Source organism: Enterobacter cloacae complex sp. P6RS (assembly GCF_014982245.1).
GTDB classification, from domain to species: Bacteria; Pseudomonadota; Gammaproteobacteria; order Enterobacterales; family Enterobacteriaceae; genus Enterobacter; species Enterobacter bugandensis.
In genome coordinates this window covers 411,310-434,582 of sequence record NZ_JADCLB010000018.1, presented here as the reverse complement: position 1 = coordinate 434,582, position 23,273 = coordinate 411,310, and the positions used below count along the sequence as shown (strand labels likewise).

The 23,273-nt window shown below is 55.8% G+C and carries 21 protein-coding genes; 8 read left to right on the top strand and 13 right to left on the bottom strand.

The annotated features are described in order from the left end of the window. Positions 1-244 precede the first annotated feature (244 nt). Together INF73_RS13385 and INF73_RS13380 are read right to left on the bottom strand one after the other, a co-directional pair. Positions 245-1,678, bottom strand: coding sequence for a glycoside hydrolase family 32 protein (locus tag INF73_RS13385; protein WP_193541931.1), 1,434 nt, complete (start codon positions 1,676-1,678; stop codon positions 245-247). 17 nt (positions 1,679-1,695) lie between these two features. Then, the gene (locus INF73_RS13380; protein WP_059358520.1) at positions 1,696-2,937 is read right to left on the bottom strand and encodes an MFS transporter; all 1,242 of its coding nucleotides are present in this window, start codon (positions 2,935-2,937) and stop codon (positions 1,696-1,698) included. 236 nt (positions 2,938-3,173) lie between these two features. On the opposite strand from INF73_RS13380, the gene INF73_RS13375 reads away from it, so the two are divergent. The 3 genes from INF73_RS13375 (at position 3,174) to INF73_RS13365 (ending at position 7,386) form a co-directional block, all read left to right on the top strand. Continuing rightward, positions 3,174-4,181, top strand: a complete 1,008-nt coding sequence (locus INF73_RS13375) for a LacI family DNA-binding transcriptional regulator (protein ID WP_193541932.1) — start codon at positions 3,174-3,176, stop codon at positions 4,179-4,181. Positions 4,182-4,524: 343 nt separating this feature from the next. Then, a complete protein-coding gene (locus INF73_RS13370) occupies positions 4,525-5,901 on the top strand; it encodes a diaminobutyrate--2-oxoglutarate transaminase (RefSeq protein WP_014884533.1) in 1,377 nt (458 codons plus the stop codon). Between the two features lie 18 nt (positions 5,902-5,919). Then, positions 5,920-7,386 carry an aspartate aminotransferase family protein gene (locus tag INF73_RS13365; RefSeq protein ID WP_193541933.1) on the top strand — a complete coding sequence of 489 codons (1,467 nt, stop codon included), beginning with the start codon at positions 5,920-5,922 and terminating at the stop codon, positions 7,384-7,386. Positions 7,387-7,422: 36 nt separating this feature from the next. Here INF73_RS13365 and INF73_RS13360 read toward each other — a convergent pair whose 3' ends face one another. From INF73_RS13360 to INF73_RS13345, 4 genes are all read right to left on the bottom strand, one after another. Next, complete coding sequence (locus INF73_RS13360; RefSeq protein ID WP_193541934.1) at positions 7,423-7,938, bottom strand: protein disulfide oxidoreductase; 516 nt, start codon at positions 7,936-7,938, stop codon at positions 7,423-7,425. A 75-nt stretch (positions 7,939-8,013) separates the two neighbouring features. Continuing rightward, positions 8,014-10,188: a polysaccharide biosynthesis tyrosine autokinase gene (locus tag INF73_RS13355; RefSeq protein ID WP_193541935.1), complete on the bottom strand. Its 2,175-nt coding sequence runs from the start codon at positions 10,186-10,188 to the stop codon at positions 8,014-8,016. After that, positions 10,188-10,637: a protein-tyrosine-phosphatase gene (locus tag INF73_RS13350; protein ID WP_028013831.1), complete on the bottom strand. Its 450-nt coding sequence runs from the start codon at positions 10,635-10,637 to the stop codon at positions 10,188-10,190. The genes INF73_RS13355 and INF73_RS13350 overlap by 1 nt, the downstream gene beginning before the upstream one ends. Next, positions 10,637-11,776: a polysaccharide export protein gene (locus INF73_RS13345; protein WP_028013832.1), complete on the bottom strand. Its 1,140-nt coding sequence runs from the start codon at positions 11,774-11,776 to the stop codon at positions 10,637-10,639. Before INF73_RS13345 ends, INF73_RS13350 begins: the two co-directional genes overlap by 1 nt. A 474-nt stretch (positions 11,777-12,250) precedes the next feature. Between INF73_RS13345 and INF73_RS13340 the strand changes: the two genes are divergently transcribed. Together INF73_RS13340 and INF73_RS13335 are read left to right on the top strand one after the other, a co-directional pair. Further along, positions 12,251-12,583: an RcnB family protein gene (locus tag INF73_RS13340; protein ID WP_008500887.1), complete on the top strand. Its 333-nt coding sequence runs from the start codon at positions 12,251-12,253 to the stop codon at positions 12,581-12,583. Continuing rightward, complete coding sequence (locus tag INF73_RS13335) at positions 12,534-13,013, top strand: GNAT family N-acetyltransferase (RefSeq protein ID WP_045259769.1); 480 nt, start codon at positions 12,534-12,536, stop codon at positions 13,011-13,013. Before INF73_RS13340 ends, INF73_RS13335 begins: the two co-directional genes overlap by 50 nt. 92 nt (positions 13,014-13,105) lie before the next feature. On the opposite strand, the gene apbC is transcribed toward INF73_RS13335, so the two are convergent. Further along, positions 13,106-14,215 (bottom strand): iron-sulfur cluster carrier protein ApbC, encoded by a 1,110-nt coding sequence (gene apbC, locus INF73_RS13330; RefSeq protein ID WP_028013834.1) that lies wholly within the window; start codon positions 14,213-14,215, stop codon positions 13,106-13,108. 137 nt (positions 14,216-14,352) lie between these two features. Here apbC and metG point away from each other — a divergent pair, with 137 nt between their 5' ends. Continuing rightward, complete coding sequence (gene metG / locus INF73_RS13325) at positions 14,353-16,386, top strand: methionine--tRNA ligase (RefSeq protein WP_049000348.1); 2,034 nt, start codon at positions 14,353-14,355, stop codon at positions 16,384-16,386. Positions 16,387-16,417: 31 nt separating this feature from the next. Here metG and INF73_RS13320 read toward each other — a convergent pair whose 3' ends face one another. From INF73_RS13320 to INF73_RS13310, 3 genes are read right to left on the bottom strand one after another with little or no spacing between them, the layout of a single operon-like run. Next, positions 16,418-16,888: a DUF1456 family protein gene (locus INF73_RS13320; RefSeq protein WP_045259745.1), complete on the bottom strand. Its 471-nt coding sequence runs from the start codon at positions 16,886-16,888 to the stop codon at positions 16,418-16,420. 46 nt (positions 16,889-16,934) lie between these two features. Next, the gene (gene btsR / locus INF73_RS13315) at positions 16,935-17,654 is read right to left on the bottom strand and encodes a two-component system response regulator BtsR (RefSeq protein ID WP_063943461.1); all 720 of its coding nucleotides are present in this window, start codon (positions 17,652-17,654) and stop codon (positions 16,935-16,937) included. Next, positions 17,648-19,333: a sensor histidine kinase gene (locus tag INF73_RS13310; RefSeq protein WP_193541936.1), complete on the bottom strand. Its 1,686-nt coding sequence runs from the start codon at positions 19,331-19,333 to the stop codon at positions 17,648-17,650. Before INF73_RS13310 ends, btsR begins: the two co-directional genes overlap by 7 nt. Positions 19,334-19,551: 218 nt before the next feature. On the opposite strand from INF73_RS13310, the gene mlrA reads away from it, so the two are divergent. Both mlrA and INF73_RS13300 read left to right on the top strand, forming a co-directional pair. Beyond that, positions 19,552-20,292 (top strand): HTH-type transcriptional regulator MlrA, encoded by a 741-nt coding sequence (gene mlrA, locus INF73_RS13305; protein ID WP_028013838.1) that lies wholly within the window; start codon positions 19,552-19,554, stop codon positions 20,290-20,292. Between the two features lie 69 nt (positions 20,293-20,361). Then, on the top strand, positions 20,362-20,475 hold the full coding sequence (locus INF73_RS13300) for a protein YohO (RefSeq protein WP_008500895.1): 114 nt from the start codon (positions 20,362-20,364) through the stop codon (positions 20,473-20,475). Here INF73_RS13300 and INF73_RS13295 read toward each other — a convergent pair. From INF73_RS13295 to INF73_RS13285, 3 genes are read right to left on the bottom strand one after another with little or no spacing between them, the layout of a single operon-like run. Further along, complete coding sequence (locus INF73_RS13295) at positions 20,450-21,187, bottom strand: ABC transporter permease (protein WP_048957519.1); 738 nt, start codon at positions 21,185-21,187, stop codon at positions 20,450-20,452. The genes INF73_RS13300 and INF73_RS13295 overlap by 26 nt on opposite strands. Then, entirely contained in the window at positions 21,171-22,121 is a 951-nt protein-coding gene (locus INF73_RS13290) for an ABC transporter ATP-binding protein (protein WP_193541937.1), read from the bottom strand. Before INF73_RS13290 ends, INF73_RS13295 begins: the two co-directional genes overlap by 17 nt. Continuing rightward, the gene (locus tag INF73_RS13285) at positions 22,114-23,271 is read right to left on the bottom strand and encodes an ABC transporter permease (RefSeq protein ID WP_193541939.1); all 1,158 of its coding nucleotides are present in this window, start codon (positions 23,269-23,271) and stop codon (positions 22,114-22,116) included. The genes INF73_RS13290 and INF73_RS13285 overlap by 8 nt, the downstream gene beginning before the upstream one ends. Between the last annotated feature and the right edge of the window lie 2 nt (positions 23,272-23,273).

The following is a 23,273-nucleotide window of genomic DNA, read 5'->3' as shown; positions in this document are numbered from 1 at the left end:
ATTGTTTACTTATGATACAAAAATGAATTTATTTGAAATTCGTGACAATGCCTCTTCAGAGTCGATATATGGTTCATTTGATAACTTCACTGATTTCTTAAGAGAGATCCTAGATACTGTCGCATAGTCTGTGAATGGGGGCATAAGAGTCCCCTTCTCCTACGCTATCCATTTTTTATAACAATCTAAGATTAACGTAGCCCCATTTGTATGGGGCTTTGTTCTGGCCCATTAATAAATAATTTTATTCCAGCTGCCACGCCCCGCCAGCAATAAGCGACGCACTCCCCGTCCAGGCAAACATTGCCAGTTCGCGCGCCCCTTCATCAGGATAAATGCGGCTGCTCAGGCACGCCTCCCCTTCATTGACAAACACTTCCACTGACGAGCTGTCAACGAACAGGCGCAGGCTTAGCGTGTCGTTCAGATTCAGCGCGACGCTTCGGGTACCGCACAGGCCATACTGCGGATAATAACGCTCCAGCACCAGGCGCTGCATCTGCGCATCAACGTAGAGACGGAATCCGTCGCCAAGACGAATGCCGTACTGCTCCGCGCTGCTGTTAGCACAGTCCCACTGCAGAATGACCTCCATCGCATCGCAGCTTTCCACCTGAACGATCTGCTGATTGTTGAGCGTGCTCACCGGCCAGGGGAACCACGCTCCCCGCAGGATTTCCACTTCTCTGGCTGGCCGCATCTGCAGGCGGTTATCCGCGCTTAGCATCAGCTCGCGCGGTAAAGAGAGCATGCCAGCCCACCCGTCCTGCTGTTCCGGAAGGGGAGATTCCCACATGTCCAGCCAGCCGATAACGATGCGGCGGCCGTCAGGCGTCAGGAAGCTTTGTGGCGCATAGAAATCATGCCCGCTATCCATCTCCACAAACTCACCTTCACGCACGAAAGGTTGGCCGGGCTGCCACTCCCCCAGCAGATAACCGCTCTGGAAAAGATTGCGATTTTTGAATCCCTCCGCAGCCAGCCCCTGAGGTGAAAACATCAGCACGCGTTTGCCGTTGAGGGTGAAAAAGTCCGGGCATTCCCACATGTAACCCATCTCTTTTTCAGCCACCGCAAGCACGCCCATATCCTGCCATTCGCGCAGGTCGTCAGAACGGTAAACACGCACCTGGCCCGTCTCGCCATCCCGCGCGCCGACAACCATGTACCAGCGCTCCCCTTCCCGCCACACTTTTGGATCGCGAAAGTGATGCAGCCCAGGCGGCGTGTCAACGATCGTTCCTTGCCGCGTAAAATGGACGCCATCACGGCTGGTTGCCAGGCACTGCACCTGGTAAAGGTTAGCCTCGTCATCCGGATCGCCGTGGAATTTGTGGCCGGTATAAATCAGCGCCAGCGTATCGCCATCCACCACCGCCGAGCCGGAAAAACAGCCGTCCTTATCCTCTGGCCCTTCCGGTGCCAGCGCCACCGGGAGGTGTTCCCAGCGAACTAAATCCTTGCTGCGCGCATGACCCCAGTGCATCGGCCCCCACTGGGTCGAGTACGGATGATGCTGGTAAAACGCGTGATACCAGCCGTCAAACCACACCAGACCATTCGGGTCGTTCATCCAGCCGGCACGCGCGGCGAGGTGGTAACGCGGATACCAGCGCAGGTTAAGATCGCCGCGTTTGGCCTGTAATGATTGTTCAGCTTTGGCAATGGAATACATCATTTGTTTACTCTTTTCAGTCAGATAGTGGAGGGTTGCGGCATGAGCGGGTCAGAAGAAGACTTACCCGAGCGCAACAGGAAGATGGAGATGAGCGTGGTGCTGAACACTAACAGCCCCATAATGAGATAGGATTGGGCAAAGCCGTATTTCTCATAGCTGTAACCCGCCAGCGGCGACAGCACAGACGCAATCACCGAGCTTGTACAGGCAAAGCCCACCAGATAGAGCGTGGAAGAGAGCCGCTTATCAAAATGTAAGCTGTTGTATTTAAATATCGAGACCAGCAATACGGGCAGCTCCACTGCGTGCAGCAGCTTGGTAATGGAGATGAGCACCGGCCCCTCAACCAGACCCGATGCCACCATACGCATTGCCATCACCATTCCGGCGAAAATCAGGCCGTTTTTCGCGCCGAGGCGGTTCACCAGCCACGGGGCGCAAAACATGCCCGCCGCCTCAAGGAAAACCTGGAAGGAGTTGAGATAGCCGTACATGGCGTTCCCTTCCTGCAACGTCGGGAACTGTGATGAGAAATAGACCGGGAACTGCTGATCGTAAACGCCGTAAATGCAGGTGCCGATAACGAAAAACACCAGCGCCCAGAAACGCGGCAGCGTCAGCAGGCGCAATGCGTCTTCCAGAGTCACCTTGCCACCGGACACCGCTTCCTGCATGGCGTGCGGTGCGGAAGAGACCCGCAGGCGCGCGAGCAAAACAAAAAACACCAGCCCGGCGCAGCTCGCGACAGCGAAATTCAGCTTCGGATTGATGTTAAACAGGAGCCCCGCAAAAAAGGTTGCCGCCGCCCAGCCAAGCGATCCCCACATTCTCGCCTTGCCAAACTCAAACTGGCTCTGACGGGCCACGCGTTCGGTATAGGATTCCAGCACCCCAATCCCACCGTTAAACGTCAGGCCAATAAAAATCCCGCCGAAAATACTGCCCAGCAACACGTTAATTTGCAGCAGATAGCCAAACAGCAAAAAGGCCGGACCGGAAAGGATAAGCAGACTGGTCAGAAACCAGAGCAGGTTTTTGCGCAGGCCGAGTTTGTCCTGAATAAATCCATAACAGATTTGAGCAAACAGCGCGGAGACGGAAAGCACGGCATAGATAACGCCCGTATCCCCTGCCTTTAACCCCACTTCCTGGTGGAGCCAGATAGAGAGCAACGAACCGGAAGATGACCAGGTGACAAAAAAGAAAAACAGTAATGCGCTCAGTATGGGATAGCTGTGAGAGTGATGCGTTTTCATCATGGCATTCTCGTGTTGGAGTAATGACCAAATGGTAACGTTAACATCCATGCTTTCTCATGCTGCTTGATGAAAATTTAAGATGTTAATCACGAAAGTTAACGTTAACATTTAGGAAGTGAGATCGCGATCATAAATTCATAACTGAGGTAAGCATGACTTAACCTGGTCATCAGCCTTCCTTTTACATCAGCGACTTAGTTGTATACCCTCTCACAGAGCATTAACGGAGTAAGAAAATGGCTTCCCTGAAGGACGTCGCAAAGCTAGCTAACGTATCGCTGATGACGGTTTCCCGCGCGCTTAACAGCCCGGAGCGCCTTAAACCCGAAACGCTGGCGCGCGTACAGTGGGCTATCGAGCAGACCAACTACGTTCCCGATCTGTCCGCCAAGAAAATACGCGGCGCGAATGCTTCGCCTAAAACCATAGGCGTGCTGGCGCTCGATACGGTCACGACACCTTTTTCGGTGGAGATTACGCTGTCCATTGAAGAGACGGCCAGGATGCACGGCTGGAATAGCTTCGTCATGAATATGTTTGCTGACGACAATCCGGATGCCATTGTCGATCTTCTGCTCTCCCACCGGCCAGACGGGATTATCTACACCACGATGGGGTTACGTCAGGTTCCTCTTCCTGCCAAGCTGCTCACCCTCCCCTGCGTGCTGGCCAACTGCGAGAGTGTCGGTGAAAAGGTCGCCAGCTATATCCCGGATGATGAACAGGGGCAGTACGCCGCCGCCAGGGCATTACTCGCGGAAGGCTATCGGCAGCCCCTGTGTCTGCATTTACCTGTGGGCCATCTGGCCACAACCCGGCGCCGTGAGGGGCTTGAACGCGCCTGCCGTGAAGCTGGAATCGACCCGGACAGCCTGGAACATGCGTATATGGCGCACGGGGATGAGCATTATCGTGATATTCCGACCGCATTGCTGGCGCGCATACGGAAGGGCATCCCGCGGTTTGATTCCGTAATTTGCGGTAACGATCGTATCGCGTTTATGGTGTACCAGACGCTGCTGGCGCAAGGGCTTCGCATCCCTGAAGATGTCGCGGTTATCGGCTATGACAATATGGTGGGCATTGGCGAGCTGTTTTTGCCGCCTCTTTCAACGGTTCAGTTGCCCCACTACGAAATTGGCCGCCTGAGCGCCCTGCACATTATTAACGGTGCACAACACCGGGAAACGACGCGCGTTGAAAGTCCATTTTTAATGCGTGATTCCATTGCGCGCGCCATGTGACTACCGCTTTTTGTCGTTGATGGAAAAATAAGGGGGTATGAAGGCAGCATACCCCCTTATTTTGTCAGCCAATGGCACGATTTGTCACACTCTTTTCTGTCATTTAACAACCCGAACGAAGACCACATAATCAATTGTTTTTATTGCCAATAAAGTGCAATTTTCTTTTTAAAAATGGTGATATTGCCTCTCCTGTGCTCCATGTCACAAAACAGTAAACAAATTAACCATTGAGCCCCGTGACAAAAGGCTCTATATTGGCGGCGTTTTTTTCAGGCCCCATCTGTTTTTTAACTTTTTATTCAATCGTGGCTCATAGCGAAGCGGCGGTTGTAGGAGTGATATGATGACGGATAAAGTCCGTATTGACACCGTAGATGCCCACAAAAGCAACGAAACCTATCTGGCCCGTCAGGCCGAGTTTGAATCTAACGTCAGGAGTTATCCGCGCAAACTGCCTTTAGCGATTACTAAAGCAGAAGGCGTGTGGATCACCGATGCAGATAATAAAGAATACCTTGACTGTTTAGCAGGCGCAGGGACCCTTGCGCTTGGCCATAACCATCCTGATGTGCTGAAAAGCATCCAAAATGTCATTACCAGCGGCTTGCCGTTACACACTCTGGATCTGACTACGCCTCTGAAAGACGCGTTTTCTGAATATCTGCTCTCTCTGCTGCCTGGTCAGGGCAAAGAGTACTGCCTGCAGTTCACCGGTCCATCCGGTGCCGACGCCGTTGAAGCGGCGCTGAAGCTGGCGAAAAAAGTGACCGGCCGTAGCGGTATCATCAGCTTCTCTGGTGGTTACCACGGCATGACCCACGGCGCACTGTCCGTGACCGGCAACCTGTCTCCGAAAGAAGCGGTTGACGGTATGATGCCAGAAGTGCAGTTCATGCCTTACCCGCACGAGTACCGCTGCCCGCTGGGTATCGGTGGTGAAGCGGGCGTGAAAGCGCTGACTTACTACTTCGACAACCTGATCAACGACGTTGAAAGCGGCGTGCGTAAACCTGCCGCGGTGATCCTGGAAGCCGTACAGGGCGAAGGCGGCGTGAACCCGGCTCCGGCTGAGTGGTTGCAGCGCATTCGTAAAGTGACTCAGGAACACGGCATTCTGCTGATCCTCGACGAAGTTCAGGCTGGCTTTGCCCGTACCGGTAAATTCTTCGCCTTCGAACACGCGGGCATCGAGCCAGACATCATCGTGATGTCTAAAGCGGTTGGTGGCGGTCTGCCGCTGGCCGTGCTCGGTATCAAAAAGCAGTTCGACGCATGGGCGCCTGGCCACCACACCGGTACTTTCCGCGGCAACCAGCTGGCAATGGCAACCGGCCTGACGACGCTGAAAATCCTGAAAGACCAGAACATCGCGGGCAAAGTGGCTGCACAGGGCGAATGGCTGAAAGGCCAGCTTAAAGAGATGGCAAAACGTTATCCGGTCATCGGTCACGTGCGCGGTCTGGGCATGATGATCGGTATCGAGATCGTTAAGCCACACGAAGCTGCTGACCATATGGGCTGCTTCCCTGGCGACGGCGAGCTGTCTGCGCTGATTCAGAAGAAGTGCTTTGAAGCCGGTCTGATTCTGGAACGTGGTGGTCGTAACGGTATCGTTCTGCGCCTGCTGCCTTCCCTGCTGATCAGCGACGAAGAGCTGAAAATCTTCCTGGATAAATTCGAGCAGGCACTGCTTGCTGCGGGCGTTCGCCCGGCGTAACCGGAGTAGTTGAATACGATGTCTGATTCAAACCCAATTTTGTTCTCCTCTGCGCAGAGCATTGAAGCTTACCAGCAGGCGATTGAACAAAGCACTCAGGCTGTGATGCAGTGGCTGAAGCAGCCTGAGATGTACCAGGGCAAAACGGTCGCGGAGCTGCGCGACCGTATTAAGCTGGATTTCAACCCGAAAGGGCTGGGCAACGAAGCGGCGATTGAACGCGCCGTGGAGTTCTTCCTGAAAGACAGCTTGTCCGTTCATCACCCGCAGTGTGTGGCGCACCTGCACTGCCCAAGCCTGGTGGTAAGCCAGGCGGCGGAAGTGCTGATCAACGCCACTAACCAGAGTATGGACTCCTGGGATCAAAGCCCGTCCGCAACCATTATTGAGATCAAACTGATCGAGTGGCTGCGTACCCGCGTGGGTTATCAGGCTGGCGACGCGGGTGTGTTCACCAGCGGCGGTACCCAGAGCAACCTGATGGGTCTGATGCTGGCGCGTGACGCATTCTTCGCGCGTCAGGGCCACTCCGTTCAGCAGGACGGTCTGGTGGGCGATCTGCGCAAAATTCGCGTGCTGTGCTCCGAAAACGCGCACTTCTCCGTGCAGAAAAACATGGCGCTGATGGGCCTGGGCTATCAGTCCGTAGTGCAGGTGAAAACCGACGAGTTCTCCCGCATGGATCTGACCGATCTGGCGGCGAAAATCGAGCAGTGCAACGCGAACGGGGAGCAGATTCTGGCCATCGTCGCGACGGCAGGTACTACCGATGCCGGTGCTATCGATCCGCTGCGTGCCATTGCTGAACTGGCGGCGAAGCAGAACATCTGGGTACACGTTGACGCGGCCTGGGGCGGCGCGCTGCTGATGTCCGATCAGTATCGTCACTACCTGGACGGCATCGAGCTGGTGGATTCCGTCACTCTGGACTTCCACAAGCAGTTCTTCCAGACCATCAGCTGCGGCGCGTTCCTGCTGAAAGAAGCGCGTCACTATGAGCTTATGCGCTATCAGGCGGCCTACCTGAACTCTGAGTTCGACGAAGAAGCGGGCGTGCCTAACCTGGTGTCCAAATCTCTGCAGACCACCCGTCGTTTCGACGCGCTGAAGCTGTGGATGAGCCTGGAAGCGCTGGGTCAGGAGCAATACGCGGCGATCATCGATCACGGCGTAACGCTGGCGCAGCAGGTTGCGTCCTACGTGAAAGAGCAGCCTGCTCTGGAACTGGTTATGCAGCCACAGCTGGCAAGCGTGCTGTTCCGCTTCCGTGGCCAGGTGCAGATGGACGACGCGGGCATCGCCCTGCTGAACCAGAAAATTGGTGATGCGCTGCTGGAATCCGGCCGTGCAAACGTCGGTGTGACCGAGCATAACGGCATCACCTGCCTGAAGCTGACTCTGCTGAACCCAACCGTGACGCTGGAGGATATCAAAATCCTGCTGTCGCTGGTTGAGCGCACCGCGCAGGAAGTTCTCGCGAAGTAATACAAAACCCCTCTTCCGTCGGAAGAGGGGTTATCTTTATACGCCTGCCCACCACATTCTCATTTTCAATCCCCAGTAGCTCGTCCAGCCCGTTGTGGTACTGACTACCTTCCCCTTTGACACAATCACCAGCGTCGGCGTTACGCTCACCTGCCACTGCTGCGACACGGCACCGTTTGCATCGTTAATCACCGGCATATTCAGGTTTTTCTTTTCAACCCAGCGAGCGAGCTTTGCATCGTCACCGGAGCGCATGGCAATGCTTACGACGTTACCGCCCTCTTTTGCCAGCTTATCGACCGCAGGTGTCGTATAACGACAGATGCTACACCAGGTTGCCCAGACGTAAATCAGCAGGGGGCGCTCCTTGCTGAGCGCCGCGATATCGTGAATGTTACCGTCGATGCTCTGCATAGGCGTTGCGCTAAAGCTGGCGGGTAATGATGGCTTTCGGTATTGATCCACGCCCCACATAACCGCCAGCGTAAGCAGAATGAGTATGATCCCTTCCCGCGCCCAGCGGCGCAGGCGACTCAATTTACGGTTATCCATTATGACCTCTCGATTTAACGGAGGTCATCTTAGCGGGCTATTCGGCGTCATGCTGTAAAGAAGTGTCGCGTCACTTTATTCCGGGGTATAGCCGTAGTTGTAATGGCTATAACCCGAGTGGTAATAGAACGCAGCGGATTTCACAATATCATTGAGAATCGCGCCTTCAACCTGGACGCCCATCTGCTGCAGACGCTTCCGACAGTTTTCGATCTCTTTGACGCTGGTTTTACCGAAACGGGCAACCAGCAACGTGGTTGCCGCGGCTCTGGCGACGAGTAGCGCATCCGTTACGGCCAGCACCGGTGGCGTGTCGACAATCACGATGTCGTACTCTTTGTCTATTCGCGACATTACCGTCTGGAAGCGCTCATTCATAAGTAGCTCGACAGGATGTGAAGGCTGAGATCCACAGGTCAAGACATCAAAGCCACCTTTCTCGAAGCGTTGAATCGCATCCTGCCACTCTATGCTTCCCCCCAGCACGCTGGACAACCCATGCTGGTTGTTCAGTTTGAAAATATTGTGAACATATCCCTTGCGCATATCCGCATCAATAAACAGTACCCGTTGACCTGCCTGAGCGGCAATCGACGCCAGCGAGGTGCTCACCAAAGTCTTTCCGCAGTCCTGCGAAGGACCAGAAATCACCACTATCCGATTAACGGCATTCATCATGGTAAAATGCAGACTGGTGCGTAACCCGCGCACCGCCTCGACAAATATATCCGCCGGTCGGTCAACGGGCAGGAAAGGTACGTTTGACGTCCTGTGCTTCCAGTGGGAAGCAAACAGCGTCCTCTTGCGCAAATGCGTTTTTTTCCATAGCCACACTGAACGCGGGAGCGTAGCCAGAAGAGGCATTCCCTGCGCTTCCAGCTGTTCAGACGAGGTGATGCCCCGTTTAAACGCAGAGCGCACCAACACCGTCCCTGCAGAGAGCATCAATCCCACCAGCATACCGAGCACAATGATAATCACTTTGTGCGGTTTGACGGGTCCAGGCTGCGTTACTGCAGGGTCAATGATCCGCACGTTTCCGATGGTGCTGGAGCGCGAGATATTCAGCTCCTGCTGACGCGTCAGCAGCTGCAGGTAGATGGTGCGCCCGGACTCAACGTCACGGCTTAAACGCAAAATTTCCTGCTGGGTAGAAGGCATGGATGAGACGCGGTTATTCAGGCGCGTACGTTCCTGCTTTAGGGTCTGTTTTTTATCACGTAAGGCGCGGTAGGTTGGGTGATCCTTTTTGAAAAGCTGAGAAACTTCTGCTTCGCGGAACGTCAGCTCGTTAAGCTGATTTTCCACATTAACAACCTGATCGAGAACCGTCTTCGCCTCAAGGGATAGATCGACAGAATCGCGCTGCTCTCTGTAGGCGTTCAGTCGTGCTTCGGCTTCATCCAGTTCGCGCCTGATTTTAGGTAATTGGTCCTGTAAAAACGTCAGGCTGCGGGTATCTTTAGCTTCCTGGCGCGCAATATTCTGGCTGAGATAATTTTCAGCAATGGTGTTGAGCACCACGGCGATCTTGTCAGGGTCCTCGCCCGTCAGCGTTAAGCTGATAATTCCGCTCTGCTTCGCCGACTCAGAAACAATGAGTCGGCGCTGAAGGGCGTTTATTGCTTCAAGCTTTGTGACGGTTTTGAGGGCAAACCGGGTGCCTGGTGCCGCACTGAGCGAGGTGACAAGCAGCGTTACTCCGCCTTTAACCAGCGTTTTCCCAACAACGCCATCAGCCTCAAGCGTTTTTCCTTCGAGGTGATACCGGCCCTGCTCCTGCACGGTCAGTAAAAGTTCCTGTGGCTTGTCTTCCAGAAGAGGAAGGGTAAGCGCACCAATTGTCAGTTCACCGGCTTTACGCCCTCGTTCCAGCAGCGGCCCAATGACGGGCAGCATGCGCCGTTTGACGCTGTACGTTAGCCCCAGCTTGTCAACGGTCTCTCCCAGAATCATCCGCGACTTGAGCAGCAAGAGTTCGGGCGCAACATCAGGTGAAAGATCGGTACCAAACTGGCTTAAGCTTTTGAGCAACGAGTTGTCCTGCTTCGCTTCTATCTGCACAAGGGCATCAGCCTGATAGATCGGTGTGACGCTATACGCATAGATCCCGGCGCATACGGTGAACAGGAGCGTGATGCACGCTATCATTACCCGATGATCAAACATCTCAGCCAACAGCTGAATGAGATCAATTTCATTATCATGCGGTGTCGCAGCACCAAATTTGTCTGATTTATGAGACGACATTACTGCTTCATTCCTTGTTGACGCAAACGACGAGCCCATTCCTGACTGGCTTTTCCTAACTGCTCGAAAACATATTCGAAGGCTTCCCGGCTTTTGCGATACGGGTCGGGAATGTCCTTTGTTTCCAGCCACTGACCAAACAACAGCGATTTCCCCCGATTCTCCGGCGCCACTGAGGCAATAAAACGGAGATGCTCTGGCTCCATCACCAGAATCAAATCGGATTTTTGTAACAGAAAACGTGTGACCTTACGCGCCACGTGACCTTCCAGCGAAACGCCATGACGTAAGGCGACTGCCTTTGCAGTCGCATCCGCCGGGCGTCCTTCAAGCCCGAAAATGCCTGCCGAGGTCACCTGCGCGTCGGGTAGCTGCTGGCGCAACAGCCGCTCACCAATCGGTGAACGGCAAATATTGCCGGTGCAAACCACGAGAATTGAATTGAACATTATTGCGGCCACGACCTGATGTAACGGACGGTTTCGGTCAGGTCATGTACGCCACTGATGGTGGGTACCAGCTGGGCGATCACACGATTCCAGCGTGAAAGCGGTGCCGTCGTGACATAGACAATGTCGTACGGTTCCAGCTCGAATTCTGTGCTCAGCACCATGGCTGAGGCATCTTCCGCATTGAGTTGATAGATGTTGGCGATTTTGTCTTTCTCGCCTTTCCGTGAAACCGGGCGAATAACAAAAATCCCGGTTGCATCGGCCATATTCTGGTTCAGCCCGCCTGCATTCCCCAGGGCTTCAGCCAGCGTCATGCCGCTACGATCCATCTTAAGGGTGCTCTGTTTAACCACCTCGCCCATCACAAACACTTTCAGCGCGTCGTTCCGGGGAACAAACAGGATATCGCCAGGATAAAGCAGTTTATTTTGGGTTAAATCGCCATGTTGCATCAGAGCATAGAGTGAAAGGCGCGAGTCCTGGCCATCATGCGTGAGCACGACGTTACGCCAGTCGGCATCCGCAGAGAGACCGCCCGCAGCGTTCACCGCATCCATTACCGTCAATGGAATATTGGTTATTGGCTGCTGGCCCGATTTCTCAACCTCTCCGGTGATATAGGCTTTTTGAGAACGGAAGGAGGCAACGCTGACGTCCACCTGAGGGCTCTCAATGACCTCATCCAGCCGCGCGGTGATCTCCTCACGTACCTGCGAAACCGTTTTGCCCGCCACTTTCAGCTTGCCGACGTAGGGGTAGAAAAGCGTACCATCGGCGTTAACCCAGTTACCCGCGTCGCTCGCGCTACGGTACTGCCCTGCGGGCGTCGTGAGTTCAGGGTGATCCCAGACGGTGACCGTCAAAATGTCCCCTGAGCCAATGCGGTATTCCCAGTTTTTGAGCTGCTCATCCAGAGTAGGATTTGCCTGAGATTTAGAAACGGGTGGGCGCAGTTTTTCAATCAATCCAGGGGTTAAAGGAAAAACTTCCACGCGTTTGTCCAGCGGATCGTTAATTTCCTCACCGGTAGTGACTTTTTTCCCGGAAAGACTTAAGTTCTGGCCTGGTGAAAATACACATCCTGTTAGCTGGCTGAGCGTCAGAAAGGACAGTAAAAGAGCAGTTGTATTTTTCATTTATATAAAATGTTGATTTATCGTTGCGCTGGGTAGTTAACTCGCAAAAAAAGCAAGCAAGTCATTGAAATATAGTTATTTATTATTTCCCCGTGATACTGTAAAACACACGTTCGCTGTTGTTTAAAAAGTTAAAAAACAGCGCACAATTGCGCAAGAAAACGGAGAGCAATAATACTTTATGCGCCGCGATATTAAATGTTATCCCTTGCAAAAGCATTCGCTTAACGGTGCTATTTTGACGTATAAACTTATTTTCAGAATAGATTAATAAAATAATAAAAATAACAAATATTCCGCACAATCAACATTCACCGCAATGATGAGCATCACCGTTATCGACTACCCAAACCCCTCCACTTTTGTTACATTTTTTATCAAACGCATCATGCTTTGATACTTAAAATAGACCGTCTGTCTTGTGCTGTGTGCCCTTCAGACGAAAGTCTCTGAAACAATATCACTGGAGAAAAAATGGCTAAGCGTAAATTGCTGCTTCTGGGTGTATTACTGTCTCTGGCGGGCTCCGCGTTCTCTGCCCCGCAAACCGCCGCTGCGCCATCGGGCATCAAGGCCTATGAAGAACAAGAGTTCATCGCCGATTTCACGAAGTTTAAAATCGGCGATACGGCACCGGCGCAGTATCAAACGCCGGAGTACACCATTAAACAGTACCAGCTGCGTAATCTTCCGGCACCGGATGCCGGTACCCACTGGACCTACATGGGCGAAAACTACGTCCTGATTGGCGATGCAGATGGCAAAATCTACAAAGCCTACAATGGAGATATTTTCTATCATCGCTGATACGATCGTAATCCGTCCGTGGCAGGAGAGCGACCGCCCTTTCCTGCGTACGCTCTACCTCCACGCCCGGCGTGAAGCCTGGCCGTGGCTGGACAGTTCTGCGTGGCAGCTTGAAGATTTTGACGCGGCAACCCTGGACGAAGAGATTTGGGTGGCGGAGCAGGATGGACACCGACTTGGCTTCGCCTCAGTCTGGACGAACGATAATTTTCTGCACAACCTGTTTGTCGACCCACAGTATCAGAGCCTGGGCGTCGGACATGTGTTGCTTGAGCACGTACAGAAGACGTTTACCAGCACGGGCTCACTCAAGTGTCTGGTGAAGAATGCGCGGGCTATTACGTTTTACCAGCGCCACGGCTGGCACATTGAGGCGACGGGGAATTCTCCTGAGGGAGAGTACTATCTTATGCATTACCGGCTTGGGTAAAGTCAGGTGGCGCTTCGCTTACCTGACCTACAAAATCGTATTTCGTAGGCCGGGTAAGGCGAAGCCGCCACCCGGCAATCCAGCGCTGGGGGTTACACCGCGCGGAAGGCGATTTCACCCGGGATCACTTCACCCTGCCAGTAGAGCTGCGCCGCAACGCGCCCCGCCAGTTGGCGATACATCTCAGCGAACTCGCTGTCCGGACGGCTGACGACCGTCGGCTTCCCGCTGTCCAGATCTTCACGCAAGGAAATATGCAGCGGCATCTGCCCCAGCAGCTGGGTGTGATACTGCGCTGCCAGTTTTTCCGCCCCACCCGTACCAAAGATAGGCTCATGGTGTCCGCAGTTGCTGCAGATGTGCATGCTCATGTTCTCGACGATGCCGAGCACCGGCACTTCCACTTTCTCGAACATCACGATGCCTTTTTTGGCGTCGATCAGCGCGATATCCTGCGGCGTGGTGACCACAACGGCCCCCGTTACCGGGATGTTCTGCGCCAGCGTCAGCTGAATGTCACCGGTGCCCGGCGGCATGTCCAGCACCAGATAATCCAGATCCGGCCACATCGTTTCCTGCAGCATCTGCAGCAGCGCTTTGCTGGCCATCGGGCCGCGCCAGACCATGGCGTTATCGTCGGTCACCAGGTAACCGATGGAATTGGTCGCCAGACCGTGCGCCACGATCGGCGCCATATGCGTGCCGTCCGGCGAGGTTGGACGTTGATTTTCCGCACCCAGCATGTTTGGAATAGACGGACCGTAGATATCGGCATCCAGAATACCGACCTTTGCCCCTTCCGCCGCCAGCGCGAGCGCGAGGTTGACGGCGGTAGAGGATTTACCCACCCCACCCTTACCTGAACTCACGGCGATGATGTTTTTCACCCCGTTGACGCCCGGCTGATTTTTCACACGCTTCAGCGTGGCAATGCTGTGGCTCAGCTTCCAGTCAATCGCTTTCGCACCGGTAATGCGCAGCAGCTCGGCGCTGGTCTGCTCTTTCAGCGCGTCAAAGGCGCTGGTCCAGACGAACGGCATCTGCACTTCAACGTGCAGCGTATCGTCCAGCCACGCGACGTGGTGTAACGCTTTCAGCGTAGTGAGGTTATGCTTCAGGGTTGGATGCTGAAAGTTAGCCAGCGTCCCGGCGACCATTGCTCGTAAGGCTTCCGGTGATTTGGCCTGGGATTGAGAACTCATCCCGACTCCTTTGTTCTTGTGAATAAGACCTTAGACAAACAAGTTTACCTGAAAGGCCGTGGTTTGTGCTTACTTAATAATGCCCCTTTTGGTAATATCGAAAACCCTTTTCACAGTTAAAAGAAGTAATGCCTACTATGACTCAAGTCGCGAAAAAAATTCTGGTAACGTGCGCCCTGCCGTACGCCAACGGCTCAATCCACCTCGGCCACATGCTGGAGCATATCCAGGCTGATGTCTGGGTCCGTTACCAGCGAATGCGCGGCCACGAGGTTAACTTCATCTGTGCGGACGATGCCCACGGCACGCCGATCATGCTGAAAGCGCAGCAGCTGGGGATTTCCCCGGAGCAGATGATTGCCGAAATGAGTCAGGAGCATCAGACCGATTTTGCTGGCTTTGACATCAGCTATGACAACTATCACTCCACGCACAGCGACGAAAACCGCGAGCTGTCGGAGCTGATCTACACCCGTCTGAAAGAGAACGGTTTCATCAAAAACCGTACTATCTCTCAGCTGTACGATCCGGAAAAAGGCATGTTCCTGCCGGACCGTTTCGTCAAAGGCACCTGTCCAAAATGTAAATCCCCGGATCAGTACGGCGATAACTGCGAAGTCTGCGGCGCGACCTACAGCCCGACCGAACTGATTGAGCCCAAATCCGTGGTATCCGGCGCCACACCTGTGATGCGTGATTCCGAGCACTTCTTCTTCGACCTGCCGTCCTTCAGCGAAATGCTGCAGGCGTGGACCCGCAGTGGCGCGCTGCAGGAGCAGGTGGCGAACAAGATGCAGGAGTGGTTCGAATCCGGCCTGCAGCAGTGGGATATCTCCCGCGATGCGCCGTACTTTGGCTTCGAAATCCCGAATGCGCCGGGCAAATATTTCTACGTCTGGCTGGATGCGCCAATCGGCTACATGGGCTCCTTCAAGAACCTGTGCGACAAGCGGGGCGACACCGTCAGCTTCGACGAATACTGGAAGAAAGACTCTACCGCCGAGCTGTACCACTTCATCGGCAAAGACATCGTTTACTTCCACAGCCTGTTCTGGCCGGCCATGCTGGAAGGCAGCAACTTCCGCAAGCCAACCAACCTGTTCGTACACGGCTACGTCACGGTGAACGGCGCCAAGATGTCCAAGTCCCGCGGGACGTTCATCAAAGCCAGCACCTGGCTGAACCACTTCGACGCCGACAGCCTGCGCTACTACTACACCGCGAAGCTCTCTTCCCGCATCGACGATATCGACCTGAACCTGGAAGATTTCGTGCAGCGTGTGAACGCAGACATCGTCAACAAGGTGGTGAACCTGGCGTCCCGTAACGCGGGCTTTATCGCCAAGCGCTTTGACGGCGTAATGGCCGCTGAGCTGGCGGACCCTGCCCTGTACCAAACCTTCACCGACGCGGCAGCCACCATTGGCGAAGCCTGGGAAACGCGCGAGTTCGGTAAAGCAGTGCGTGAAATCATGGCGCTGGCTGACCTGGCTAACCGCTATGTGGACGAGCAGGCGCCGTGGGTTGTCGCTAAACAGGAAGGCCGCGATGCCGATCTGCAGGCCATCTGCTCCATGGGCATCAACCTGTTCCGCGTGCTGATGACGTACCTGAAGCCGGTTCTGCCGCAGCTGGCAGCCCGCGCTGAAGCGTTCCTGAACACCGAACTGACCTGGGATGCAATGGCGCAGCCGCTGCTCGGCCACAAGGTGAACACCTTTAAGGCGCTGTATAACCGCATCGAGATGAAGCAGGTTGAAGCGCTGGTCGAAGCCTCTAAAGAAGAGGTGAAAGCGGCTGCAGCACCGGTAACCGGCCCGCTGGCGGACGATCCGATTCAGGAAACCATCACCTTTGATGACTTCGCTAAGGTCGACCTGCGCGTGGCGCTGATTGAAAACGCAGAATTCGTGGAAGGCTCTGACAAGCTGCTGCGCCTGACGCTGGATCTCGGCGGCGAGAAGCGCAACGTCTTCTCCGGCATCCGTTCTGCCTACCCGGACCCGCAGGTGCTGATCGGCCGTCAAACCGTGATGGTCGCTAACCTGGCGCCGCGCAAAATGCGCTTCGGCATTTCCGAGGGGATGGTGATGGCAGCAGGCCCTGGCGGGAAGGATATCTTCCTGTTAAGCCCAGACGAAGGCGCGAAGCCGGGCCAGCAGGTGAAATAACAAAAAAGCCGGAGATAATCTCCGGCTTTTTTTATGGTTTCGGGTGATGCACACGATGGGTCAGCCCGCGCAGGAAATTACGCAGAAACTGGTCGCCGCACTCGCGGTAATTTTTGTGGTCCGGCGCGCGCATCATGGCAGTGATTTCCGGCATCGACACGCGGTATTTCTGCTCGGTCATGATCGCCTGGATATCGTCCGTTTTCAGCGAGAAGGCGATACGCAGCTTTTTCAGCACCGTGTTGTTGTTCACGCGACGCTCCAGCGCCAGCTCGGGCGCGGAGTCATCTTTTCCACGTTTATCGTAAATCAGCCCGTTCAGAAAACCCGACAGAATGATGTCCGGGCAGCGGACGAAGCCCTCTTCGTCCTCTTTGGTCATCCAGGTATCAAAATTTGCAGACGTGGATTCCATGTCGGACAGCGCAAGAATGCGCACCATGTCGTTATTGTTTGCTTTCAAGGTGTAGCGCAGGCTACGAAGAATATCGTTACTTAGCATAGAGCCTTCGAATGTCGATGATGCAATGGCGCGCAGTGTACCAGTTTTACAGGCCAATCGCCTCTTTCAAACTTTTCAGATAGCGGCGGCTGACGGGGACGGTCTGCCCGGCGCGCAGCACCAGCTCGGCCTGACCGTTATCTTCCAGACGGATCTCCTTCAGGTGCGCCATGTTCACCAGATACTGACGGTGACAGCGAATCAGCGGCGTGCGGCTCTCGAGCGTGCGCAGGGTCAGCTCGGTAAACCCTTCGTTCCCTTCCGCGCTGGTGACAAACACCCCGCTCAGGCGGCTGCTGACAAACGCCACATCATCCATTTGCAGCAGATAAATCCGGCTGTGCCCAGTGCAGGGGATAAATTTCAGCGGCTGTTGGTTATCCGGCAGCAGCGTGACGTCCTGGACGGTTCGCTCCTGGCGTAAGCGGGTGAGCGTTTTTTCCAGCCGCTTCTCTTCAATCGGCTTGAGTAAATAATCGAACGCGTGCTCCTCAAAAGCCTTAACGGCATATTCGTCGAACGCCGTCAGAAACACGATGTAGGGGCGATGCGCCGGGTCAAGCATGCCGACCATCTCCAGCCCGCTGATGCGCGGCATCTGAATGTCGAGGAACAGCACGTCCGGGCGCAGCTTGTGCACCGCACCGATGGCCTCAATGGCGTTGGCGCACTCCCCCACAATCTCAATGTCTGGCTGCTCCTGCAGCAGAACGCGCAGGTTTTCCCGTGCCAGCGGCTCGTCATCCACGATCAGCACTCTTAACATGCGTTTTCCTCCAGCGGCAGTCGAACGGTAATACGGGTAAAACGGTCAGGCTCGCAGGCGACGGTAATGCCACAGTCGTCGCCAAAATGGGCGCGCAGACGTTTATCAACCAGGCTCATCCCTAATCCGCCCGAAGCGGAAGGCTGGTACAGCCCGGCGTTATCTTCAATATCCAGCACCAGATGGTGGTTAAAACGGCTGGCGGCAATGGTTATCTCCCCTCTCCCCAGCAGCTGCGAGGTACCGTGCTTGATGGCGTTCTCCACAATAGGCTGCAGGGTAAAGGCCGGAAGATGCTGATACGCCAGCTCGTCCGGAACGGAGAGCGACACCTGCAGGCGGGACTGAAACCGCGCCTGCTCAATTTGCAGATATGCATTCACGTGCTCAATTTCATCGGCGAGGGTCACGATCTCTGACGGGCGCTTCAGGTTTTTACGGAAAAAGGTCGACAAAAACTGCACCAGCTGCGCGGCCTGATCGCTGTCGCGGCGGATCACCGCTTTGAGCGTGTTGAGGGCATTAAACAGGAAATGCGGATTGACCTGGGCATGCAGCAGCTTAATTTCAGACTGCGTCAGCAGGGCTTTCTGCCGTTCATACTGCCCGGCCAGAATTTGCGCGGAAAGAAGCTGGGCGATCCCCTCCCCCAGCGTGCGGTTGATGGAGCTGAACAGACGGTTTTTCGCCTCATACAGCTTGATGGTGCCCATCACCCGCTGATTTTCCCCGCGCAGCGGAATGACGAGCGTGGAGCCCAGCTTGCACTGCGGATGCAGCGAGCAGCGGTAAGGCACTTCGTTACCGTCGGCATACACTACTTCGCCGGTCTCAATGGCGCGCTGCGTATAGGTCGACGAGATCGGTTTGCCCGGCAGGTGGTGATCGTCTCCGGTGCCGGTAAACGCCAGCAGCTTTTCGCGATCGGTAATGGCCACCGCGCCGATATCCAGCTCTTTATAGAGCACCTGCGCAACCTTCATGCTGTTCTCTTCGTTAAACCCCTGACGCAGGATCCCTTCGGTCGAGGCGGCAACCTTCAGCGCCGTGGCGGAAAAGGCCGAGGTGTACTTCTCAAACATGGCGCGCTTGTCGAGCAGAATACGCATAAACAGCGCCGCGCCGACGGTGTTGGTCACCATCATCGGGGCGGCAATACTGCTGACCAGGTGCAGAGCATCCTCGAACGGGCGGGCAATCAGCAGAATGATCGCCATCTGCGCCATTTCAGCCACAAAGGTAATGGCCCCGGCGGTAAGCGGGCTAAACACCTTGTCCGGGCGACCGCGCTTAATCATATAGCTGTGCACCAGGCCACCAAGCAGCCCTTCGACGATCGTCGAGATCATGCAGCTGAGCGCCGTCATTCCGCCCATGGAATAGCGATGCAGCCCACCGGTTAAACCGACAAGACCACCGACGACCGGTCCGCCCAGCAGCCCGCCCATCACCGCGCCGATGGCGCGCGTATTAGCAATAGAGTCTTCGATGTGGAGGCCGAAGTAGGTCCCCATGATGCAAAAAATAGAAAAGGTGACGTAGCAGAGCAGCTTGTGCGGCAGGCGTACGGTGACCTGCATCAGCGGAATGAAAAGACGCGTTTTGCTCATCAGCCAGGCAATGACCAGAAACACGCACATCTGCTGAAGCAACAGCAGCACCAGGTTAAACTCGTACATACTCAAAACCGCACACGCTAAAAAACGCGTAACATACACGGATGCGGCTGAACTTTCTTTGAAGCGCCCCAAAAAAGCGCAAAATCGTGTCCGTTATCACATCTTTTTCTGCACATCGTGCATGGTTCGCATAATCTGTTTAAAAATTAATCAATTCTTCCTGATTCGGAAAAGTGGGTCTACAGTTAAGCTGGGGACGCGTAAGCCAGGGGGCAAATATGGCGCTTTACACAATCGGTGAAGTGGCACTCCTTTGTGATATCAATCCCGTTACCCTACGGGCGTGGCAGCGACGGTATGGATTGCTCAAACCACAGAGGACGGACGGTGGTCATCGCCTTTTCAACGATGCCGATATCGACCGGATCCGCGAAATCAAAAGCTGGATCGACAACGGGGTGCAGGTCGGGAAAGTGAAGTCCCTGCTGAGCCACGACGACCCGGACACGCAACGCCTCTGGCGCGAGCAGCAGGAAACGCTGCTGCGGCTCCTGCAGGCGGGTAACCTGCAGCGACTGCGCGCCTGGATCAAAGAGCAGGGTCGCGATTATCCGGCGAAAACGCTTATCACCCATCTTTTCATTCCGCTCCGTCGGCGCCTGCAGTGCCAACAGTCTACCCTGCAGGCGCTGCTCAGCATGCTTGACGGGGTGCTGATCAACTATATCGCCGTCTGTCTTGCCTCGGCGAAGAACAAGGCAGGAAAAGATGCGCTGGTGGTCGGCTGGAACGTGCACGATACCACCCGTCTGTGGCTGGAAGCGTGGATCGCCACCCAAAAGGGCTGGCGCGTGGATGTCCTTGCGCACTCGCTGGGGCAGCTCAAACCCGAGTTTTTCGACGGCCAGACCCTGCTGGTCTGGTGTGGCGAAGTGCCGTCCGCCACGCAGCAACAGCTGCTGACGGAGTGGCGTGAGCATGGTTATCCGGTTTATTCCCTTGGCCCGGATGAGCCATAACGGCATTTAATGGTTCATTAACAGCTGCGCTTCACCGTATAATTGTTCCGTTAACAACAGGAGCACATGATGAAGGCAACTAAACTCGCCATTATTACCCTTTTTGTCCTGATGGCCGTAAGCGGTATCGGCGGGGTGATGCTTGCAGGATACTCGTTTATCGTTCGTGGCGGTGTCGGCTGAGGTACAGCGCCAGCCGCTCAAAAAGGCGATCGACAACGATGGCCGCCAGCGCGACCAGCACCGCCCCCTGCACAATATAAGCCGTATTAAACCCGCTTAAGCCGATGATGATCGGCGTTCCCAGCGTATTGGCACCGACCGTAGACGCAATGGTCGCCGTCCCGATGTTAATGATCACCGACGTGCGGATCCCGGCAATAATAACCGGTGCCGCAAGCGGCAGTTCTACCTTGCGCAGCCGCTGCCAGCGGCTCATCCCCATCCCTTCCGCCACGCTTAAAACAGACGCCGGGACCGCCGCAACGCCCGCCAGAGTACCCTGCAGAACGGGCAACACGCCGTACAGAATCAGCGCAATAATCGCGGGCTGCTGACCAAAACCCATCACCGGCACCGCTATCGCCAGCACCGCCACCGGCGGAAACGTCTGTCCAATGGCCGCAACCGTCTCCACCAGCGGACGAAACTCCCGGCCCGCAGGTCGCGTGACCGCGATGCCCGCCCCTACTCCCAGCACCACCGCGATGACGCTTGAGAGCGCCACCAGCCAGAGATGCGCCAGAGCAAGGTTAATAAAGCTCTCCTGCTGATACACCGGCCGCGGTAGCCCCGGAAAAAGAGTGTTAAACAGCGCCGCGCTGTGAGGCATCAGAAACAGTAAGGCGACAAAGAGCGCTACCAGCCAGAGGAGCGGATCACGCAGTGCCTTCACGCGTCACCTCCCCGGCCAGCAGATCGCGAAAATGCAGGCTGCCGCACGGCGCACCCCGGACATCCGCCACGGGCAGGACTTCGCACCGGCGCGCGACAAACGCGGAGAGGGCATCCCGCAGGCTCATCTGCTCCTGTAGCGGTTCCCCGCCGGGCGGTGTATTCTCCCTGCGCATATAGTCTCCGACCGTCCGCAGGGAGAGCAGCCTGACGCCCAGCTCGCTGCGGCCAAAAAATTCGCGCACAAAGTCATTCTTCGGGCTGGTCAGCAGCGCAAGCGGCGCGCCCTGCTGCACCACCTCGCCGTGGTCCATCAGCACCAGATGGTCGGCCAGGCGCAGGGCTTCATCTATATCGTGCGTCACGAGGACGATGGTTCGACCAAGAATGCGGTGAATGCGGGTCATCTCCGTTTGCAGCGCCCCGCGCGTAACGGGATCCAGCGCGCCAAAGGGTTCATCCATCAGCAGCACCTGCGGGTTAGCCGCCAGCGCGCGCGCCACGCCCACGCGCTGCTGTTGTCCACCGGAGAGCTGGTGAGGATAGCGGTCGCGCAACGCGGGCTCCAGCCCCAGCAGAGACATCAATTCATCAACGCGGTCAGCGATTTTAGCCCGCGACCATTTCTCCAGCTGCAGCACGGTGGCGATGTTCTGTGCCACCGTCCAGTGCGGAAACAGGCCGATAGACTGAATGGCATAGCCCATTCGGCGGCGCAGCTCCAGCACCGGCAGGCTGCGGATCTCTTCCCCGGCAAAGCGAATTAACCCGCTGTCATGCTCCACCAGCCGGTTGATCATCTTCAGCGTGGTGGATTTTCCCGAGCCCGAAGTGCCAATCAGCACGGAAAATGCCCCCTCGGCAAAGTTCAGGTTCAGATGGCTTGCCGCCGGGCGGCCGGCAAAGGTTTTATTCACATCATGAAATTCAATCATTGGCTCTTCTCCTGAGCAGCGCGAGCCATAAGGCAAACAGGGCGTCGACGACAACCGCCAGCGCAATGGTAGGGACTACGCCTAACAACACCAGATCGAGGGCGCTGCTCAGCAGCCCCTGGAACACCAGCGCGCCAAAGCCGCCTGCTCCAATCAGCGCGGCAATCACCGCCATGCCAACGGTCTGAACCGCTACCACACGCAGGCTGCGCAGCAGCAGGGGCAGCGCCAGCGGGAGCTGAATCTTCCAGAAACACTGTCGCGCGCTCATCCCCATCGCATGGGCGCTTTCCAGCACATCCGGCGCAACCTGGCTTAAGCCCGCGACTACGCCGCGCACCAGCGGGAGCAGCGCGTACAGCACCAGCGCAATCAGCGCGGGCGTTAGCCCCGTTCCGGCGATACCCACCGCGCCCAGCGCGGGAAACGACTTCACCAGCCCGGCCAGGGGGGCAATCAGCAGGCCAAACAGCGCAACGGAGGGAATGGTCTGGATGACGTTGAGCACGGCAAAGATGCTACCCTGACGTGAGGGATGACGATAACACCACATACCGAGCGGTATCCCGATCAGCAGCGCCGGGATCAGCGTGCCGAAAAGGATCGTCAGATGTTGCGCCAGGGCATCATCAAACACCTCCTGACGGTTGGCGTACTCTGTTAACAGCGAGAGGTTGTTCAGTTCACCGCTGAACAATAACAGCAGCGGAATAGACCATATCTGCGCATTAAGCACCCAGCGCCAGACAGAACTGGCGATGAGACGACGAATCGCATCGCTGCTGGCCAGTAAACACAAAGCCAGCCAGAGCCACAGGCCGCTGCCTGGCGTGGTTCTCGCCAGCGGACTTTCCGCCGAGGCCATATGCGTTGCCGCCAGCCCGGCGCTCCAGAACAGCGTGATAAAGAGACCTTCCGAGAGCAGCAGCGTCAGCCACTGCGCCGTTCGCCCTTGCCAGAGCGACAGTCCAACCCACGCGGCCAGCGCAGCCGCCAACCACCACGGCGTGAACGACCATACGTCCCAGAGAGCACGCCCTTCCCCCGACATCAGGCGGTTAGGCGCGACGTTCACAAACGGTAACGCGACCGCCGCGATGGCCACGCAGGCCAACAGCAGCAGTACGCGGTTATGACATTTTATTGGCACAG

Coding starts and splice junctions, on each gene's coding strand:
- INF73_RS13335 (WP_045259769.1), top strand. CDS start 12,534: ATGGCAAAATCTACAAAGCCTACAATGGAGATATTTTCTATCATCGCT.
- mlrA (WP_028013838.1), top strand. CDS start 19,552: ATGGCGCTTTACACAATCGGTGAAGTGGCACTCCTTTGTGATATCAAT.
- INF73_RS13380 (WP_059358520.1), bottom strand. CDS start 2,937: ATGATGAAAACGCATCACTCTCACAGCTATCCCATACTGAGCGCATTA.
- INF73_RS13350 (WP_028013831.1), bottom strand. CDS start 10,637: ATGTTCAATTCAATTCTCGTGGTTTGCACCGGCAATATTTGCCGTTCA.
- INF73_RS13385 (WP_193541931.1), bottom strand. CDS start 1,678: ATGATGTATTCCATTGCCAAAGCTGAACAATCATTACAGGCCAAACGC.
- INF73_RS13360 (WP_193541934.1), bottom strand. CDS start 7,938: ATGGATAACCGTAAATTGAGTCGCCTGCGCCGCTGGGCGCGGGAAGGG.
- INF73_RS13375 (WP_193541932.1), top strand. CDS start 3,174: ATGGCTTCCCTGAAGGACGTCGCAAAGCTAGCTAACGTATCGCTGATG.
- INF73_RS13300 (WP_008500895.1), top strand. CDS start 20,362: ATGAAGGCAACTAAACTCGCCATTATTACCCTTTTTGTCCTGATGGCC.
- btsR (WP_063943461.1), bottom strand. CDS start 17,654: ATGTTAAGAGTGCTGATCGTGGATGACGAGCCGCTGGCACGGGAAAAC.
- INF73_RS13290 (WP_193541937.1), bottom strand. CDS start 22,121: ATGATTGAATTTCATGATGTGAATAAAACCTTTGCCGGCCGCCCGGCG.
- apbC (WP_028013834.1), bottom strand. CDS start 14,215: ATGAGTTCTCAATCCCAGGCCAAATCACCGGAAGCCTTACGAGCAATG.
- INF73_RS13345 (WP_028013832.1), bottom strand. CDS start 11,776: ATGAAAAATACAACTGCTCTTTTACTGTCCTTTCTGACGCTCAGCCAG.
- INF73_RS13370 (WP_014884533.1), top strand. CDS start 4,525: ATGATGACGGATAAAGTCCGTATTGACACCGTAGATGCCCACAAAAGC.
- INF73_RS13320 (WP_045259745.1), bottom strand. CDS start 16,888: ATGCTAAGTAACGATATTCTTCGTAGCCTGCGCTACACCTTGAAAGCA.
- INF73_RS13310 (WP_193541936.1), bottom strand. CDS start 19,333: ATGTACGAGTTTAACCTGGTGCTGCTGTTGCTTCAGCAGATGTGCGTG.
- INF73_RS13340 (WP_008500887.1), top strand. CDS start 12,251: ATGGCTAAGCGTAAATTGCTGCTTCTGGGTGTATTACTGTCTCTGGCG.
- INF73_RS13355 (WP_193541935.1), bottom strand. CDS start 10,188: ATGTCGTCTCATAAATCAGACAAATTTGGTGCTGCGACACCGCATGAT.
- metG (WP_049000348.1), top strand. CDS start 14,353: ATGACTCAAGTCGCGAAAAAAATTCTGGTAACGTGCGCCCTGCCGTAC.
- INF73_RS13365 (WP_193541933.1), top strand. CDS start 5,920: ATGTCTGATTCAAACCCAATTTTGTTCTCCTCTGCGCAGAGCATTGAA.